Genomic DNA, 17,580 nt, shown 5'->3' on the forward strand with positions numbered 1-17,580 from the left:
TCCTTTATAAAATATTGTTTCTACCTATTGTATCACAAACTCGGACAATAGCCTAGTGGAATAGGGAAGAAAGTGGCTATTTTATTGAAAGTTTCCCTTTTATGGTATAATAGAGAAAGCGAGGACATTCATGAAAGAAAGAATTAATGAATTAAAAACAAAAATGCTGCATTTTTTTCAGCAGCTAGCTGCTAAATGGAAACAAAAACAAGCAGATAAGAAAATCGATAAAAAGGCGACCTCTTCTGATAAAGTTAGAAGGGCAGGATCTAATTTTGCTAGGGTTTTGAGTGGGTTTAAAATAGTCTTTAATACTCTCTTTATCTTAGGTTTTATCGGTGGACTGTTTGGTGCTGGGGTGGCTATGGGTTATGGAGTTGCCCTATTTGACAAGGCCCAAGTCCCTCAAGCAGAAGAGTTGGTCAAGCAAGTGAAGGATATTGCCTCTATCTCAGAAATCACTTATTCTGACGGCAGTACCATTGCCTCGATCGAGGGCGATTTGTTGCGCACTTCAGTCGCTTCTGCTGCTATTTCGGATAATCTTAAAAAGGCTATCATTGCGACAGAGGACGAGAATTTCAACGAGCACAAGGGAGTTGTGCCTAAGGCCGTTATTCGTGCGACCTTGGGAACTTTTGTTGGTCTGGGGTCATCCAGTGGTGGTTCGACCTTGACTCAGCAGGTTATCAAGCAGCAAGTGGTGGGGGATGCTCCCACTCTAGCTCGTAAGGCTAAAGAGATCATTGATGCTCTAGCTTTAGAGCGGGCTATGGGTAAGGATGAGATTTTAACAACCTACCTCAACATAGCTCCTTTTGGTCGCAATCACAAAGGTCAGAATATTGCAGGTGCCCAGCAGGCTGCAGAAGGGATCTTTGGGGTTAAGGCTTCGGATCTAACGGTCCCTCAAGCAGCCTTTATCGCAGGATTGCCACAGAGTCCAATTAGTTACTCCCCTTATGAATCTGACGGTAGTATGAAGAGCGAGGAGGATTTGGCTCTGGGGGTCAAACGGGCTAGAGATGTTCTCTATAATATGTACCGGACAGGGGCTCTAAGTCAGGAAGATTACGACAAGTACAAGGATTATGATTTTAAGAAAGACTTCTTACCATCTGGTAGTGTCAGTGGTACTTCGCGTGACTATCTCTACTTTGCAACCTTGGCAGAAGCTACTGATCGGATGTATGACTACCTGATTCAGAGAGATAATGTCTCTGTACAAGAGCAAAAGAATGAATCCATCCAGAAAGCTTATCGTGATTTAGCGACTAAGGAAATTGAAAATGGTGGATATAAGATTACGACGACTATCAATAAAAATGTTCATGCTGCGATGCAAAATGCAGTGGCGACCTACGGCTATCTGCTAGATGATTCGACAGGCCAGCCTGAGGTGGGGAATGTCCTCATGGATAACCAAACAGGAGCTATTCTTGGGTTTGTCGGTGGTCGCAATTATCAAAAAAATCAGAATAACCACGCTATCGACACAAAACGTTCTCCTGCTTCGACTACTAAGCCGATATTGGCTTACAGTATTGCCATCGACCAAGGTCTGATGGGAAGTGCAAGTATCTTATCAAACTATCCGACCAACTTTTCAAACGGCAATCCTATCATGTATGTCAATAGTCCTGGTACAGGGATGATGACGTTAGGGGAGGCCCTTAACTACTCATGGAATATCCCAGCCTACTGGACTTATCGTACACTTCGAGAGAAGGGTGTTGATGTTAAAGGCTATATGGAAAAAATGGGTTACGAAATCCCAGAATATGGTATTGAGAGTTTACCGATGGGCGGAGGAATTGACGTTACAGTTGCTCAGCATACTAACGGATATCAGACTTTGGCCAACAACGGAGTTTACCATAAGAAACATATGATTGCGAAGATCGAATCAACAGATGGTCGAGTGGTTTATGAACATAAAGATAAACCTGTCCAAGTTTACTCAAAAGCGACAGCGACCATCATGCAAAGCTTGCTTCGCGATGTTATCTCATCTCGGATTACCTCAAGTTTCCAAACAGACTTGGCTACCATCAATCCAAGCCTCGCTAGTGCCGACTGGATTGGAAAAACTGGTACAACCAATGAAGATGAAAATATGTGGCTTATGCTTTCTACGCCTCGCTTGACCTTGGGTGGCTGGCTAGGTCACGATGACAACCGCCCACTAGCCAAAGGGGCGGGCCACTACCGCAATGCCAACTATATGGCCCACTTGGTTAATGCCATTCAACAAGCAAAACCTGGAATTTGGGGGAATGAGCGCTTTAATCTTGACTCAAGTGTGACCAAGTCACAAGTTCTCAAGTCTACAGGGGAGAAACCGGGCAAGGTTTCAATTAATGGCAAAGAAGTCAACGTTTCCGGTTCTACCGTAACAAGTTACTGGGCTACTAAAGAAGGGGCACCAGTAACCACCTACCGCTTTGCTATTGGAGGAAGCGATGCAGATTATCAGAATGCTTGGAAGAATATTCTAGGAAGCATCCCTGCAGTAACTCCTCCAAGCTCAAGTAGCAGTTCGGGAACAACAAGTTCGAGTGGAAATACTCAGAGTGGCTCTTCAGGACGTTCACGTCTGTTTAATCGCTAAGATAGAGTAGCAGCAAGGTTAGTAATTTCTCCTTGTTGCTACTTTTTTCTTTGTTGGTTTCGTGTTACAATAGGAGTATGAATCATTATCAGAAAAAGATTGTTAAGGGAACACTATACTCGCTACTCTCAGGCCTAATCTGGGGGATCTGTGGGATTTTAGGAGAGTATTTTTTCACTCATTATCCAGTGTCTTCTGGATGGATTACTTCTATGCGTTTACTAGTGGCGGGGAGTTTGGTTTTAGGTCTATCTGCCTTTCAGTTGCGTAGCCGCTTGTTGGACATCTGGCGTGATAAGAAAAATTATCTACCTTTTTTAGCCTATGCTATTCTAGGTATTTTTTCTGTGCAGTTTTTCTTTTATCTCTGCGTTGAGTATTCGAATGCGACGACGGCGACCATTTTGCAATTTATCAGCCCAGTTTTTATCCTGTTTTACAATCGAATCATCTATCAGAAGAAGGCTTCGACTACAGCAGTTTTCTATGTTTTGATTGCCATGCTAGGTGTTTTTTTGATGGCTACAAAAGGGGACTTGTCCCAGTTATCCATGACACCTTTGGCTCTAGTAACAGGTTTGCTCAGTGCAGTAGGGGTCATGTTTAATGTTATCCTGCCTCAGCGTTTTGCACGGCGCTACGGATTTGTTCCGACTGTTGGTTGGGGGATGATTCTGGCAGGACTCTTTAGTAATTTCCTTTACCCTATTTATCAGATAAGTTTTCAAGTGGATCTGGTAAGTGTGCTGATTTGTCTGATGATTGCCGTGTTTGGGACTGCTTTTGCCTTCTTCCTATCTATGAAGGCTGTGTCCCTCGTTTCCCCGCTGGTCGTATCGGTGGTGAGTGCTAGCGAACCGCTTTCTTCAGCTTTATTAAGTGTTCTTTTTCTGGGATTGGTCATGGATGGTTTTTTGGCTTTAGCTATGGTGTTGATTATCGTTCCGATGATTTTCTTATCTGTAGAAGAAGCAAAACAAGCCAAGTAAAGATGCTTATTTGATAGTTGAGGCTTCAAATTTGAGGCCTTTTTTGGTAGAATAGGTATCATTATAACGAACCAGGAGGCGCCTATGACTGCCACAAAAATGACTGCCCAAGAAATCATCCAATTTATCGCCAATGCTGAAAAGAAAACCAGTGTCAAAGTAACCTTTGAGGGGCAACTCGCATCTGCTGTGCCTAGCTCTGTTGTCAAACTAGGAAATGTTTTATTCGGAGACTGGAAGGATGTCGCTCCGCTTCTTGAAGGTTTGGTAGAAAATCAAGATTACGTTGTCGAGCAAGATGCTCGTAATTCTGCAGTTCCTTTGCTAGATAAACGTGCGATCAACGCTCGTATCGAGCCAGGTGCTATTATCCGTGACCAGGTTGAAATTGGTGACAATGCTGTTATCATGATGGGAGCTGTTATCAATATCGGTGCTGAAATTGGTGCTGGAACCATGATTGACATGGGTGCCATCCTTGGTGGCCGTGCTATCGTTGGGAAAAACAGCCACGTTGGTGCAGGTGCAGTTTTGGCAGGTGTAATTGAGCCAGCTAGCGCAGATCCAGTCCGTGTCGGAGATAATGTTCTTATCGGTGCTAATGCAGTGTTGATCGAAGGAGTTCAAATCGGCAGTGGTTCAGTTGTTGCAGCAGGAGCTATCGTTACCCAAGATGTTCCAGAAAACGTGGTAGTGGCAGGTGTTCCGGCTCGTATTATCAAAGAAATTGATGCCCAAACCCAACAAAAAACAGCGCTAGAAGATGCGCTTCGTACCTTGTAAAAATAAAAAGAGGCGGATATTTCTTCCAGCCTCTTTCTTCTATCAAAAGGAGGATCGATAGATGTTAGATTTGATTCAGACTCGACGAGATTTGCACCAGATTCCAGAGATTGGCTTAGAAGAGTTTAAAACTCAAGCTTATTTGTTGGCTGTGATTGAGAAATTGACTTCGGACAAGAACTTTGTTCAAGTCCGTACCTGGCGGACAGGGATTTTGGTCTACCTGCAGGGAAGCCAGCCGAAGCGGACTATTGGTTGGCGAACAGACATTGATGGCCTGCCTATCGTCGAACAAACAGGCCTTCCTTTTTCTTCCCAACATCAAGGTCGTATGCATGCTTGCGGACATGATTTCCACATGACCATTGCCTTGGGCTGTCTCGAGCGTGCTCTTGAGGAGCAGCCCAAGAATAATCTGCTTTTTCTGTTTCAACCTGCTGAAGAAAATGAAGCTGGTGGCATGCTCATGTATGAGGACGGTGCTTTTGGGGACTGGCTACCAGACCAGTTTTATGGACTCCATGTTCGTCCAGATTTGAAAGTTGGTCAGATTGCGACCAATACACACACTCTCTTTGCAGGGACTTGTGAAGTGAAGATCCGTTTCAAAGGAAAAGGTGGACACGCAGCTTTCCCGCATGAGGCCAATGATGCCTTGGTGGCTGCTAGCTATTTTATCACTCAGGTGCAGTCAGTGGTTAGCCGCAATGTTAACCCCATCGAGGGAGCAGTGGTGACCTTTGGTGTTTTCCAAGCTGGTGTTGCGAATAATGTCATCACAGACACAGCCTTTTTACATGGAACCATTCGCGCTTTGACTCAGGACATGAGCCTCTTGGTACAAAAGAGAGTCAAGACAGTAGCAGAAGGTGTTGCAGCAGCCTTTGATATGGAAGTCGAAATCGAACTTAAACAAGGGGGCTACCTACCTGTTGAGAACAATCCAGCCTTGGCGCGTGAACTGATGGACTTCTTTGGAGAAAAAGACGGAATCGAGTTGATTGATATCGAGCCTGCTATGACAGGTGAAGATTTTGGTTATCTCCTTTCGAAGGTAGACGGCGTTATGTTTTGGTTAGGTATCGATAGTCCTTACGCCCTGCACCATCCTCAGATGAGCCCCAAGGAAGAAGCCTTAGCTATTGGAGTGGATGCGGTCTCTAGCTTTCTTAAAAAGAAGGCAGCAGAGTAGAGGGCTTATCTATGAAATCGAAATTACGCAAGCAAGTCTTGCAAGAAATGAAGGCTTTATCTCAGGAGAAAAAACAGGCTATGGATCAAGCTTTAACCGAACGATTTTTGAATCATCCTGTTTACCACGAGGCCAAGGTCGTCGCAACCTACCTCTCTTTTCCGCATGAGTTTCAAACACAAGAACTGATTGAGCAGGCGCTGAAGGACGGCAAAAAAGTTTTGATACCCAAAACCTATCCCAAGGGGCGTATGGAGTTTGTGGTCTACGATCCGCAGCAGTTGAAAAAAACTTCCTTTGGTTTACTGGAGCCCCAAGGGGACTTAAAAGTGGTGGATGCCTCTCAGATTGATTTGATTCATGTTCCTGGCTTGGCTTTTACAAGAGAGGGGTATCGAATTGGATATGGCGGAGGCTATTACGACCGCTATCTGGAGAATTTTGCTGGTCAGACCATGAGTACAATCTATCCTTGTCAAATCCAGACATTTAATCCAGATAGCCACGATATTCCCGTTCAGGAGGTATTGATCTATGAAGGAAATCTTTGATAAACGTCACCCTGTGACTAGTTTTTTCCTCCTAGTGACTGGCTTTGTATTTTTACTGATGCTGATTACTACGGGTATCAACTTTGATCAGACAAAAACTCTGTTTCAGTTTGGAGCTATGTACGGACCGATCATTCGCCTGTTCCCTGAGCAGCTATGGCGCCTTTTTTCGGCTATATTTGTGCATATAGGTTGGGAGCATTTTATCGTCAATATGCTTTCTCTCTACTTTCTTGGAGGACAGGTGGAGGAGATTTTCGGCTCCAAGCAGTTCTTTTTTCTCTATCTCTTATCAGGAATGATGGGCAATCTCTTTGTGTTTGCTTTCACACCGAAAGTCCTAGCAGCAGGAGCATCCACCTCCCTCTATGGACTATTTGCTGCGATTATCGTTTTGCGCTACGCGACTCGCAGCCCCTATATCCAGCAGTTAGGGCAATCCTACCTGACGCTTTTCGTGATAAATATCATTGGAAGTGTTCTAATTCCAGGAATCAGCCTAGCAGGGCATATTGGAGGCGCAGTAGGCGGTGCCTTTTTAGCAGTCATTTTTCCAGTCAAATGGGAAAAAAGGATGTTTAGTACCAGCCAGCGAATCGGAGCAACCCTACTTTTTGTCGCACTTGCCATTTTCCTTTTCTACAAAGGAATGAGTTATGTGTAAGGGGGAATAGTTAAAAAGCTACTCAAAAAATGAGTAGCTTTTTATGTAGATTGTAACCATTCGAAACAACACAGCTCTATAACTAGGAAATATTGATACTATCAACTCCGCACATCCTACATAGACAGTTTACCTAACGTTTTTTAATATTCTTCAAAACTATATCTTATACAAATTATTTAACTTTTCTAACTCTAATACATTCATACATACTTCTACTCCAGTAACTACCCCCTTGCTATGAATAAATCCACAAGAAAACACAATCCTCTCCTTACTCAAAATATTTGACAATATTACTAATGCTTCTAAAACATAATCCTCTATGGTAATGAAACTATTGTTTTCATCTTTGAAAAACTTTATAAATCCAATATCCTTACACCTATCACCAAAATAAAACCTAAGTGATTTTAAATAATAATCAAAAAACACATCAATCTCCATAGAAACCCCCTTCATTTTTAAAATATTCTGTTATATCATACAAAAAAGTTTTGGAACCATTCGAAACAACACAGCAAGTTAAAATAAGACTTTGTCCGTGCACAACTTGAAAAAGCGAGTGCCGATTCAGTTGCTAATAAGTCATCTGTAAAGATGGCTTTTTTATTGCAAGCTTCAACAAAACAACAAAGCCCTTATTTAAGAGCTTTGTTTTTCTTCTATTCCCCCCCAGCCAGTTCTTTTCCAAGTTGGATGAGGTAGTCTTTCAAGTCGTCTTTGACTTGTGGGTGTTTGAGAGCGTAGTCGATGGAGGTTTTCATAAAGCCAAACTTGTCCCCGACATCGTAACGAGCCCCTTTGAACTCACGAGCAAATACACGTTGTGTTTTATTGAGGGTATCGATTGCATCTGTCAGCTGAATTTCATTTCCTGCACCTGGAGCTTGGTTTTCGAGGATTTGGAAAATTTCAGGTGTGAGGAGGTAGCGGCCAATAATAGCAAGGTCGCTAGGAGCGTCCTCTGGAGCTGGTTTTTCAACGAAGGTTTCAACGCTGTAAAGGCCGTCTTTTCCTTCGCCCTGTGGAGCAATCACCCCATAGGCAGATACTTCGTCATGAGGAACTGGCATGACAGCGATAGTAGACGCATGGGTACGCTCGTAGTCATCCATGAGTTGTTTGGTAAGCGGAACAGCCTTTTCGTTGGTGATATCCATCAAGTCATCACCAAGCATAACGACAAAAGGTTCATTTCCGACGAAAGCCTTGGCTTGTAAAACAGCATCTCCGAGACCGCGTGGATGAGTTTGGCGGATAAAATGCAGGCGCATGCCAGTTGTTTCATCAACTAGCTTTAAAAGATCTGTTTTCCCTTTTTCTTTGAGGTTGTATTCCAATTCGAAGTTTGAGTCGAAATGGTCCTCAATAGAACGTTTTGACTTACCCGTAACAACCAAAATGTCTTCGATACCAGATTTGAGAGCTTCTTCAACGATAAACTGGATAGTTGGCTTGTCTACGATTGGCAACATTTCCTTGGCCAAGGCCTTAGTTGCTGGGAGGAAGCGAGTTCCCAATCCAGCGGCAGGGATGACTGCTTTTCTGACTTGTTGTTTCATAAATGTTCCTTTCTATAAGGGTCTAAGACCATTCGTTTTCTGCTTTAAATTCATTGTTCATGATGTCACTGATGGCTTCTTTGATATTGACACCTTCGTAGATAACTCGGTAAATAGCCTGTGTGATCGGCATGTAGACGCCCAATTCCTGAGCCAGTTCGTAAGCTGCTCGAGTTGTTGAAATTCCTTCAATGACCATACCCATGTTGGCTTCGATGTCTGCTAGGGATTCTCCACGGCCGAGAGCGTCACCGGCTCTCCAGTTACGAGAGTGGACAGATGTCCCCGTTACAATCAAATCCCCAACTCCAGAAAGCCCGCTATAAGTTAGAGGATTTGCCCCAAGAGCGACTCCTAGACGGGTGATTTCTGCCAAGCCACGGGCAATGATAGCCGCCTTGGCATTGTCGCCAAACCCTAGTCCATGTAATGCACCAGCACCAACTGCGATGATGTTTTTAAGAGCACCAGCGGTTTCAACCCCGATAACGTCCGTATTTGTATAGAGGCGGAAGTAGTGATTGCTAAAGAGATTTTGGACGTACTGAGCAGTTTCGAGGTCTTTAGAGGCTGCTGTGATCAAGGTAATATCCCGTACAATAGTTTCCTCAGCATGGCTCGGTCCTGAAACAACGACGATATCACTGCGAAGGTCAGCTGGGATTTCCTCTTCAAGAATGGTTGATAGACGTTTGTGGCTATCTGGTTCCAATCCTTTGGAGGCATGCATGATGATAACCTTGTGATCGAGCACCTTTGCTACTTGTTGGGCAACCAGTCTCGTTACTTTTGTTGGGACCACAAATAAAACAGCATCCACATCCTTTAGTGTTTCTTCCAAGTCATGATAGGCTTTAATTTTTTCGTCGAGTAGAATATCTTTAAAGTAGCGTTTGTTTGTGTGTTGGTTATTGATTTCATCAATTTGGTCAGAAATATTTCCCCAAATTCGAACTTCGTGTCCATTGTCGTTTAGGACCTGCGAAAGGGCAGTTCCCCAAGAACCAGGACCCAAGACAGCGATGGTTTGTTTCTTCATCTTTTCCTCCTTATAAGAGTTCTTCCTTTCATTTTACCATAAAAAGCCTTTTCATGCATCACCTGTGGATGAAAGCGCACTAATTTATAACAAGGAGACTTCTTTGACAAGATGCCTCTTTTTTGCTAGAATAGCATCAATATGACCGAATGAGAAGGAGCTGACGCAGGATGTCGCTCCCTTTATCTATTTTATTAGGAGGAAATATGCTCATTAAAAAAATAAAAACCTATAGATGGCAGGCCTTGGCATCCCTAGTGATGACAGGCTTGATGGTTGCGAGTTCACTCTTGCAACCGCGCTATTTGCAAGAGGTGTTAGAGGCTTTGTTGGCCGGGCAAAATGAGGCTATTTATAGTATTGGCGCTTGGCTGATAGGAGTAGCCCTAGTCGGTCTGGTTGCAGGTGGGGTCAATGTGACGCTTGCAGCCTACATTGCTCAAGGAGTGTCTTCGGATCTTCGGGAAGACGCCTTTCGCAAGATTCAGACCTTTTCTTATGCCAATATCGAGCAGTTTAATGCGGGTAATCTTGTCGTCCGTATGACCAATGATATCAACCAAATTCAGAATGTGGTGATGATGGCTTTTCAAATCCTCTTCCGTCTCCCTCTTCTCTTTATCGGTTCCTTTATCTTGGCGGTTCATACTCTTCCATCACTTTGGTGGGTGATTGTCCTCATGGTGCTCCTAATCTTTGCACTAACAGCCATCATGATGGGGATGATGGGGCCACGATTTGCTAAGTTTCAAACTCTTCTTGAACGGATCAATGCTATCGCCAAAGAAAATCTACGTGGTGTGCGCGTGGTCAAATCCTTTGTACAGGAAAAAGCACAATTTAACAAATTTACCGAGGTTTCAGATGAACTTCTCGGTCAAAATCTTTATATCGGCTACGCCTTCTCAGTTATAGAACCCGTTATGATGCTAGTGGGCTATGGAGCGGTCTTCCTCTCTATCTGGTTGGTGGCAGGCATGGCTCAGTCAGATCCATCTGTAGTGGGTTCGATTGCTTCCTTTATCAATTATCTCAGCCAGATTATCTTTACTATTATTATGGTTGGATTTTTAGGAAATTCTGTCAGTCGTGCCATGATTTCCTTGCGTCGTATCCGTGAGATTCTAGATACCGAGCCAGCGATGACCTTTAAAGATCTCCCAGATGAAGAGTTAGAAGGAAGTCTCTCTTTTGAAAATGTGACCTTTACCTATCCTAATGATGACGAACCTATGCTGAAGAATGTAACCTTTGATGTTGCGCCTGGTCAGATGGTCGGTGTGGTTGGGGCTACTGGAGCAGGGAAGTCCACTCTAGCTCAGTTAATTCCACGACTATTTGATCCACAAGAGGGATCTATTAAGATTGGTGGCAAGGATATTCGAGACGTCAGCGAGGGAACCTTGCGTAAAACAGTTTCCATCGTCTTGCAACGTGCTATTCTCTTTAGCGGGACCATTGCAGACAACCTCCGTCAAGGGAAAGGCAATGCTAGCGTATCCGAACTGGAACGTGCAGCACGAATCGCCCAAGCCAGCGAATTTATCGGACGCATGGAAAACAAATTTGAGAGTCCGGTCGAAGAACGAGGCACCAACTTTTCTGGTGGGCAAAAACAACGCATGTCGATTGCCCGTGGGATTGTCAGCAATCCCCGTATCCTGATTTTTGACGATTCGACTTCGGCCTTGGATGCCAAGTCAGAGAGACTCGTGCAGGAAGCTTTGAACAAAGACCTGAAAGGGACGACAACCATTATCATCGCTCAAAAGATTAGTTCAGTCGTCCATGCAGACAAGATTTTGGTCTTGGACCAAGGACGTTTGATTGGAGAAGGACGGCATGCAGACTTGGTAGCTAACAATGCCGTTTACCGTGAAATCTACGAAACACAAAAGGGAAAGGAGGAATAAAATGAAAACAGTTCGATTTTTCTGGAATTATTTTAAAGTTTACAAGCTCTCCTTTGTCATTGTGATCCTGATGGTTGCGATTGCGACAATTGCCCAAGCCCTCTTTCCTGTTTTTTCAGGTCAAGCAGTCACGGAGCTCGCTAATCTGGTTTTGGCTTATCAAAATGGGACTTCAGAACTAGCCTGGCAAAGTTTGTCAGCTCTGATGCTGAATCTAGCTCTGGTTGTCCTCGCCTTAGTGGTATCCAGTTTGATTTACATGACCTTGATGACCCGTGTGATTGCCGAGTCGACAAATGAGATGCGTAAGGGCCTTTTTGGCAAACTTTCCCGTTTGACGGTTTCTTTCTTTGACCGCCATCAGGATGGAGATATCCTTTCTCGCTTCACTAGTGACTTAGATAACATCCTTCAAGCCTTCAATGAAAGTCTAGTTCAGGTTATGAGTAATATTGCTCTTTACATCGGTTTGATTTTTGTCATGTTTTCAAGAAATGTGACGCTAGCCCTGATAACAGTAGCCAGCACTCCAGTGGCTTTTCTCATGCTGGTCTTCATCGTGAAAATGGCCCGCAAGTACACTAATCTCCAGCAAAAAGAGGTTGGGAAACTCAACGCCTACATGGACGAGAGTATTTCTGGACAGAAAGCTGTTATCGTACAAGGAATTCAAGACGACATCGTAGCAGGCTTTGTGGAGCAAAATGAGCGCGTGCGCAAGGCAACCTTTAAAGGGAGAATGTTCTCAGGCATCCTCTTTCCTGTCATGAATGGGATGAGCTTGGTCAATACGGCCATCGTTATTTTTGCAGGTTCTGCGGTCTTGCTGAACGATCCAAGTATCGAAACAACGACGGCCCTAGGTTTGATTGTCATGTTTACCCAATTTTCTCAGCAGTACTACCAGCCGATTATCCAGGTGGCTGCGAGTTGGGGGAGCCTCCAGTTGGCCTTTACTGGAGCGGATCGTATCCAAGAAATGTTTGATGCAGAAGAAGAGATTCGTCCGCAAAATGCACCAGCCTTTTCGGAATTGCGAGAAGGTGTTGAAATCAGTCACATTGATTTCTCTTATGTGCCAGACAAGCCGATTTTGAAAGATGTCAGCATTTCAGCTCCTAAGGGGCAGATGATAGCAGTTGTCGGTCCAACTGGTTCAGGGAAAACGACTATCATGAACCTCATCAATCGTTTCTACGATGTGGATGCAGGTAGCATTTGCTTTGATGGAAAAGACATCCGTGACTATGACTTGGATAGCCTGCGGAGCAAGGTCGGGATTGTCCTGCAGGATTCGGTCTTGTTTAGCGGAACAATCCGAGACAATATCCGCTTTGGTGTGCCAGATGCCAGTCAGGAAATGGTTGAAGCAGCTGCCAAGGCAACTCATATTCATGACTACATCGAAAGCTTGCCTGATAAGTATGATACCCTTATTGATGATGAGCAAAATATCTTCTCAACTGGGCAGAAACAATTGATTTCCATCGCTCGAACCCTGATGACAGATCCTCAAGTCCTAATCTTAGATGAGGCGACTTCCAATGTCGATACCGTAACTGAAAGCAAGATTCAACATGCTATGGAGGCAGTAGTAGCAGGACGAACCAGTTTTGTCATTGCCCATCGTCTCAAGACCATCCTCAATGCCGATCAGATTATTGTCCTCAAAGATGGAGAGGTTATTGAACGTGGTAACCACCATGAGCTCCTAAAATTAGGTGGATTCTACTCAGAACTTTATCACAATCAATTTGTATTTGAATAAGAAAAAAGTTGTCCTTGTGGGCAGCTTTTTCTTGCCCATAAAAAATACTTATCACGGTCTTTAAAAAAACATATTAGACAGGAAAGGGTTGGAGTGATAAGATAAGACTGTCGCAAGAAAATCGAAAGGAGACACATCATGGCTAGAACGGTTGTAGGAGTTGCTGCAAACCTATGTCCTGTAGATGCAGAAGGGAAAAACATTCACTCATCTGTATCCTGTAAATTTGCAGAGAGCATTCGTCAAGTCGGTGGTCTCCCTTTAGTGATTCCTGTAGGAGATGAGTCTATTGTGCGCGATTATGTAGAAATGATTGACAAACTCATTTTGACAGGTGGACAAAATGTCCATCCCCAGTTTTATGGAGAGAAGAAGACTATTGAGAGCGATGATTACAACCTTGTACGCGATGAGTTTGAACTAGCTCTCTTGAAAGAAGCGCTCCGTCAGAATAAACCAATTATGGCAATCTGTCGAGGGGTTCAGCTTGTCAATGTTGCTTTTGGCGGCACTCTCCACCAAGAAATTGAAGGCCACTGGCAAGGCTTGCCTTTTGGGACCTCTCATTCTATTGAGACGGTAGAAGGAAGCGTGGTGGCTAAGTTATTTGGCAAAGAAAGTCAGGTCAACTCAGTCCATCGTCAAAGTATTAAAAATCTGGCGCCTAATTTCCGTGTAACTGCTATTGATCCAAGAGACCAGACTATCGAAGCAATTGAGTCTATCGATGAGCACCGTATCATCGGTTTGCAGTGGCATCCAGAGTTTCTGGTCAATGAAGAAGACGGCAATTTAGAATTATTTGAGTATTTATTAAATGAATTGTAACGGTTAGAATCTCTAGCCGTTTTTATTCGCCCTTTCAGATTTTTTATATTTTAGCAAATTTACGCAAACGTTTGAATTCTGATAAAAATTGGGCAAATTCAATAAAAAAGCTTGAAAAAATCGAAGGTAAGCGTTATGATAGAAAAGAAGAAATTTTGGAGGATTATCATGTCACATATTAAATTTGATTATTCAAAAGTTTTAGACAAATTTGTTGCCCCACATGAAGTGGAATACATGCAAGAACAAGTAACAGCTGCAGACGAATTGATTCGTAAAGGAACTGGTGCTGGTAGCGACTTTTTGGGTTGGTTGGACCTACCTGAAAACTACGACCGCGAAGAATTCGACCGCATCTTGAAAGCTGCTGAGCAAATCAAGTCAGATAGCGATGTTTTGGTTGTAATCGGTATCGGTGGATCTTACCTTGGTGCCAAAGCAGCCATTGACTTCTTGAACCACCACTTTGCGAACTTGCAAACAAAAGAAGAACGCAAAGCGCCACAAATCCTTCACGCTGGGAACTCAATCTCATCTACTTACCTCGCTGACTTGGTAGAGTACGTAGCTGACAAAGACTTCTCAGTAAACGTGATTTCTAAATCAGGTACAACAACAGAACCAGCTATCGCTTTCCGCGTCTTCAAAGAACTCTTGGTTAAGAAATACGGTCAAGAAGAAGCTAACAAACGTATCTACGCTACAACTGACCGCCAAAAAGGTGCTGTTAAGGTTGAAGCAGATGCCAACGGTTGGGAAACATTTGTGGTTCCAGACGACATCGGTGGACGTTTCTCAGTCTTGACCGCAGTTGGTTTGCTTCCAATCGCTGCATCAGGAGCTGACATCAAAGCCCTTATGGAAGGTGCTAACGCAGCTCGTAAAGACTACACTTCAGACAAACTTTCAGAAAACGAAGCTTACCAATACGCAGCCGTTCGTAACATCCTTTACCGTAAAGGCTACGCTACTGAAATCTTGGTAAACTACGAGCCATCACTTCAATACTTCTCAGAATGGTGGAAACAATTGGCTGGTGAGTCAGAAGGGAAAGACCAAAAAGGGATCTACCCAACTTCAGCAAACTTCTCAACTGACTTGCACTCATTGGGTCAATTTATCCAAGAAGGAACTCGTATCATGTTTGAAACAGTTGTCCGCGTTGACAAACCTCGTAAGAACGTGATCATCCCTACTTTGGAAGAAGACCTTGACGGACTTGGTTACCTTCAAGGAAAAGACGTTGACTTTGTAAACAAAAAAGCAACTGACGGTGTTCTTCTTGCCCACACTGACGGTGACGTGCCAAACATGTACGTGACTCTTCCTGAGCAAGACGCCTTCACTCTTGGTTACACTATCTACTTCTTCGAATTGGCCATCGCCCTTTCAGGTTACTTGAATGCTATCAACCCATTTGACCAACCAGGTGTTGAAGCCTACAAACGTAACATGTTTGCCCTTCTTGGAAAACCAGGATTTGAAGAATTGAGCAAAGAGCTTAACGCACGTCTATAATAGAAGAAAAGAGTGGCTTGTCCACTCTTTTTTACTCTCTTTATTCGTAGACATTGGACTCAGGCGAGACTTGTGATATAATATAGAAAGTAAAAAGGCAGACGCCTAGAGACTTTATAGGAGAAACTATGTCAAAAGATATCCGCGTACGCTACGCACCAAGTCCAACAGGACTACTACACATCGGAAATGCCCGTACAGCATTGTTTAACTACCTTTACGCACGCCATCATGGTGGAACTTTTATCATTCGTATCGAAGATACAGACCGTAAACGCCATGTTGAGGATGGAGAACGCTCACAGCTTGAAAATCTTCGCTGGTTAGGCATGGATTGGGATGAAAGTCCAGAAACTCATGAAAACTATCGCCAATCAGAGCGTTTGGAACTCTATCAAAAATACATCGACCAATTGCTAGCCGAAGGAAAAGCCTACAAATCTTACGTTACAGAAGAAGAGTTGGCAGCTGAGCGAGAACGCCAAGAAGCAGCTGGCGAAACACCACGCTACATCAATGAATATCTTGGTATGAGTGAAGAGGAAAAAGCAGCTTACATTGCAGAACGTGAAGCAGCTGGTATCATCCCGACGGTTCGTTTGGCTGTCAATGAGTCTGGTATCTACAAATGGCATGATATGGTCAAAGGTGATATCGAGTTTGAAGGAGGCAACATCGGTGGTGACTGGGTTATCCAAAAGAAAGATGGCTACCCAACATACAATTTTGCCGTTGTGATCGATGACCACGATATGCAAATCTCTCACGTTATCCGCGGTGATGACCATATTGCCAACACCCCCAAACAGCTTATGGTTTATGAGTCTCTTGGTTGGGAAGCACCAGAGTTTGGTCACATGACTTTGATTATCAACTCTGAAACGGGTAAAAAATTGTCTAAACGTGACACCAACACCCTTCAGTTTATAGAAGACTACCGTAAAAAAGGCTATTTGTCAGAAGCAGTCTTTAACTTTATCGCTCTTCTTGGTTGGAACCCAGGTGGCGAAGATGAAATCTTCTCTCGTGAAGAACTCATCAAGCTCTTTGATGAAAACCGCCTCAGCAAGTCTCCAGCAGCCTTCGACCAGAAGAAACTAGACTGGATGAGTAACGACTACATCAAGAGAGCTGACTTATCAACTATCTTTGAGATGGCAAAACCATTCCTAGAAGAAGCAGGACGTTTGACTGATAAGGCTGAAAAATTGGTGGAACTCTATAAACCGCAAATGAAGTCAGTGGATGAAATTGTTCCATTGACAGATCTTTTCTTTGCAGATTTCCCAGAGTTGACAGACGCTGAGCGCGAGGTCATGGCAGGAGAAACCGTTCCGGTTGTTCTAGAAGCCTTCAAAGCGAAACTAGAAGCAATGACAGATGAGGAATTTGTGACAGAAAACATCTTCCCGCAAATCAAAGCAGTCCAAAAAGAAACAGGCATTAAAGGAAAAAACCTCTTCATGCCGATTCGTATTGCTGTATCAGGTGAAATGCATGGACCAGAACTTCCAGATACGATTTACCTATTAGGTCGTGAAAAATCTATCCAGCATATCGATAACATGCTCAAAGAGATTTCTAAGTAAAAAGGACTTCCAATGGATACATGGGGAAAAGATGTATGAAGAAGCACGAATCCTATTCAATCCCCGTGAAGTTTCTGACTTTGTTTATGCTAACCATGTTGTTGCTGCGATAGAAGCAGAAGATGGTCAAATCTTCACAGGATTCTGTATGGAGGGCACTTGTGGCGTTTTTCATCTTTGTGCAGAACGAGTGGCTCTCTTCAATATGTATCAATTTTCAGGACAAACTAAAGTTAAGAAAATCCTCGCCTTTCGAGACAAACCTCCCTACGGCGAAGGATCAGGTATGCCCTGTGGCGCTTGCAGAGAATTTCTCTTAGAATTGAATGCTGAAAATAAAGAAGCAGAGTTCATGATGGACTACGAAACAAGAAAAACAATTAAGGTTGCCGAATTGATCCCTTACTGGTGGGGAGAGGAACGTGCGACTAATTGGCAAGATAAATAGAAGGAGTCAGTTTAACTGGCTCTTTTCCCTTATATTTTCAGAATTTCGGTAAAGAGGAAAAAAGATCTTGACAAAGTAGGAAAAGTAGGTATAATAGAAAGAGTTGAAAAGCTCAAGGTCCG

General features: G+C 43.6%; 14 protein-coding genes and 1 pseudogene. 12 read left to right on the forward strand and 3 right to left on the reverse strand.

Annotated elements, in window-relative coordinates:
* Nucleotides 1-130: 130 nt before the first annotated feature.
* From pbp1b to DB729_RS08570, 6 genes are all read left to right on the forward strand, one after another.
* A complete protein-coding gene (gene pbp1b / locus DB729_RS08545) occupies nt 131-2,611 on the forward strand; it encodes a penicillin-binding protein PBP1B (RefSeq protein WP_109290265.1) in 2,481 nt (826 codons plus the stop codon).
* Between the two features lie 77 nt (nt 2,612-2,688).
* Entirely contained in the window at nt 2,689-3,600 is a 912-nt protein-coding gene (locus DB729_RS08550) for a DMT family transporter (RefSeq protein WP_109290266.1), read from the forward strand.
* Between the two features lie 84 nt (nt 3,601-3,684).
* Complete coding sequence (gene dapD, locus DB729_RS08555; protein WP_109290267.1) at nt 3,685-4,383, forward strand: 2,3,4,5-tetrahydropyridine-2,6-dicarboxylate N-acetyltransferase; 699 nt, start codon at nt 3,685-3,687, stop codon at nt 4,381-4,383.
* Nucleotides 4,384-4,444: 61 nt separating this feature from the next.
* Nucleotides 4,445-5,575, forward strand: a complete 1,131-nt coding sequence (locus DB729_RS08560) for an N-acetyldiaminopimelate deacetylase (protein WP_109290268.1) — start codon at nt 4,445-4,447, stop codon at nt 5,573-5,575.
* Nucleotides 5,576-5,586: 11 nt separating this feature from the next.
* The gene (locus DB729_RS08565; protein WP_109290269.1) at nt 5,587-6,126 is read left to right on the forward strand and encodes a 5-formyltetrahydrofolate cyclo-ligase; all 540 of its coding nucleotides are present in this window, start codon (nt 5,587-5,589) and stop codon (nt 6,124-6,126) included.
* Nucleotides 6,110-6,790 (forward strand): rhomboid family intramembrane serine protease, encoded by a 681-nt coding sequence (locus tag DB729_RS08570; RefSeq protein WP_109290270.1) that lies wholly within the window; start codon nt 6,110-6,112, stop codon nt 6,788-6,790. Before DB729_RS08565 ends, DB729_RS08570 begins: the two co-directional genes overlap by 17 nt.
* Before the next feature lie 159 nt (nt 6,791-6,949).
* Here the strand turns inward: DB729_RS08570 and DB729_RS08575 are convergent, their stop codons facing one another.
* The 3 genes from DB729_RS08575 to DB729_RS08585 form a co-directional block, all read right to left on the reverse strand.
* The gene (locus tag DB729_RS08575) at nt 6,950-7,237 is read right to left on the reverse strand and encodes a hypothetical protein (protein ID WP_244201078.1); all 288 of its coding nucleotides are present in this window, start codon (nt 7,235-7,237) and stop codon (nt 6,950-6,952) included.
* A gap of 218 nt (nt 7,238-7,455) precedes the next feature.
* A complete protein-coding gene (gene galU, locus DB729_RS08580) occupies nt 7,456-8,355 on the reverse strand; it encodes a UTP--glucose-1-phosphate uridylyltransferase GalU (RefSeq protein ID WP_109290272.1) in 900 nt (299 codons plus the stop codon).
* A gap of 22 nt (nt 8,356-8,377) precedes the next feature.
* Complete coding sequence (locus tag DB729_RS08585) at nt 8,378-9,394, reverse strand: NAD(P)H-dependent glycerol-3-phosphate dehydrogenase (protein ID WP_109290273.1); 1,017 nt, start codon at nt 9,392-9,394, stop codon at nt 8,378-8,380.
* 206 nt (nt 9,395-9,600) lie between these two features.
* Here DB729_RS08585 and DB729_RS08590 point away from each other — a divergent pair, with 206 nt between their 5' ends.
* From DB729_RS08590 to DB729_RS08615, 6 genes and pseudogenes are all read left to right on the forward strand, one after another.
* Nucleotides 9,601-11,307, forward strand: coding sequence for an ABC transporter ATP-binding protein (locus tag DB729_RS08590; protein ID WP_109290274.1), 1,707 nt, complete (start codon nt 9,601-9,603; stop codon nt 11,305-11,307).
* Between the two features lies 1 nt (nt 11,308).
* Nucleotides 11,309-13,075, forward strand: a complete 1,767-nt coding sequence (locus tag DB729_RS08595; RefSeq protein ID WP_109290275.1) for an ABC transporter ATP-binding protein — start codon at nt 11,309-11,311, stop codon at nt 13,073-13,075.
* Nucleotides 13,076-13,213: 138 nt separating this feature from the next.
* Nucleotides 13,214-13,903 carry a gamma-glutamyl-gamma-aminobutyrate hydrolase family protein gene (locus tag DB729_RS08600; protein ID WP_109290276.1) on the forward strand — a complete coding sequence of 230 codons (690 nt, stop codon included), beginning with the start codon at nt 13,214-13,216 and terminating at the stop codon, nt 13,901-13,903.
* Nucleotides 13,904-14,071: 168 nt separating this feature from the next.
* The gene (locus DB729_RS08605; RefSeq protein ID WP_109290277.1) at nt 14,072-15,421 is read left to right on the forward strand and encodes a glucose-6-phosphate isomerase; all 1,350 of its coding nucleotides are present in this window, start codon (nt 14,072-14,074) and stop codon (nt 15,419-15,421) included.
* 128 nt (nt 15,422-15,549) lie between these two features.
* Nucleotides 15,550-17,010, forward strand: coding sequence for a glutamate--tRNA ligase (gene gltX, locus DB729_RS08610; protein WP_109290278.1), 1,461 nt, complete (start codon nt 15,550-15,552; stop codon nt 17,008-17,010).
* 12 nt (nt 17,011-17,022) lie between these two features.
* Nucleotides 17,023-17,458 (forward strand): annotated as a pseudogene (locus tag DB729_RS08615) (cytidine deaminase family protein).
* Nucleotides 17,459-17,580 lie beyond the last annotated feature (122 nt).

This window comes from Streptococcus halitosis (assembly GCF_003143695.2).
Lineage (GTDB): Bacteria > Bacillota > Bacilli > Lactobacillales > Streptococcaceae > Streptococcus > Streptococcus halitosis.

Excerpts from the sequence above, each read along its gene's own strand:
- DB729_RS08550 (WP_109290266.1), top strand. The coding sequence starts at position 2,689 with ATGAATCATTATCAGAAAAAGATTGTTAAGGGAACACTATACTCGCTA.
- DB729_RS08605 (WP_109290277.1), top strand. The coding sequence starts at position 14,072 with ATGTCACATATTAAATTTGATTATTCAAAAGTTTTAGACAAATTTGTT.
- pbp1b (WP_109290265.1), top strand. The coding sequence starts at position 131 with ATGAAAGAAAGAATTAATGAATTAAAAACAAAAATGCTGCATTTTTTT.
- DB729_RS08575 (WP_244201078.1), bottom strand. The coding sequence starts at position 7,237 with ATGGAGATTGATGTGTTTTTTGATTATTATTTAAAATCACTTAGGTTT.
- DB729_RS08585 (WP_109290273.1), bottom strand. The coding sequence starts at position 9,394 with ATGAAGAAACAAACCATCGCTGTCTTGGGTCCTGGTTCTTGGGGAACT.
- DB729_RS08560 (WP_109290268.1), top strand. The coding sequence starts at position 4,445 with ATGTTAGATTTGATTCAGACTCGACGAGATTTGCACCAGATTCCAGAG.
- dapD (WP_109290267.1), top strand. The coding sequence starts at position 3,685 with ATGACTGCCACAAAAATGACTGCCCAAGAAATCATCCAATTTATCGCC.
- DB729_RS08565 (WP_109290269.1), top strand. The coding sequence starts at position 5,587 with ATGAAATCGAAATTACGCAAGCAAGTCTTGCAAGAAATGAAGGCTTTA.
- DB729_RS08570 (WP_109290270.1), top strand. The coding sequence starts at position 6,110 with ATGAAGGAAATCTTTGATAAACGTCACCCTGTGACTAGTTTTTTCCTC.
- DB729_RS08595 (WP_109290275.1), top strand. The coding sequence starts at position 11,309 with ATGAAAACAGTTCGATTTTTCTGGAATTATTTTAAAGTTTACAAGCTC.
- DB729_RS08600 (WP_109290276.1), top strand. The coding sequence starts at position 13,214 with ATGGCTAGAACGGTTGTAGGAGTTGCTGCAAACCTATGTCCTGTAGAT.
- DB729_RS08590 (WP_109290274.1), top strand. The coding sequence starts at position 9,601 with ATGCTCATTAAAAAAATAAAAACCTATAGATGGCAGGCCTTGGCATCC.
- galU (WP_109290272.1), bottom strand. The coding sequence starts at position 8,355 with ATGAAACAACAAGTCAGAAAAGCAGTCATCCCTGCCGCTGGATTGGGA.
- gltX (WP_109290278.1), top strand. The coding sequence starts at position 15,550 with ATGTCAAAAGATATCCGCGTACGCTACGCACCAAGTCCAACAGGACTA.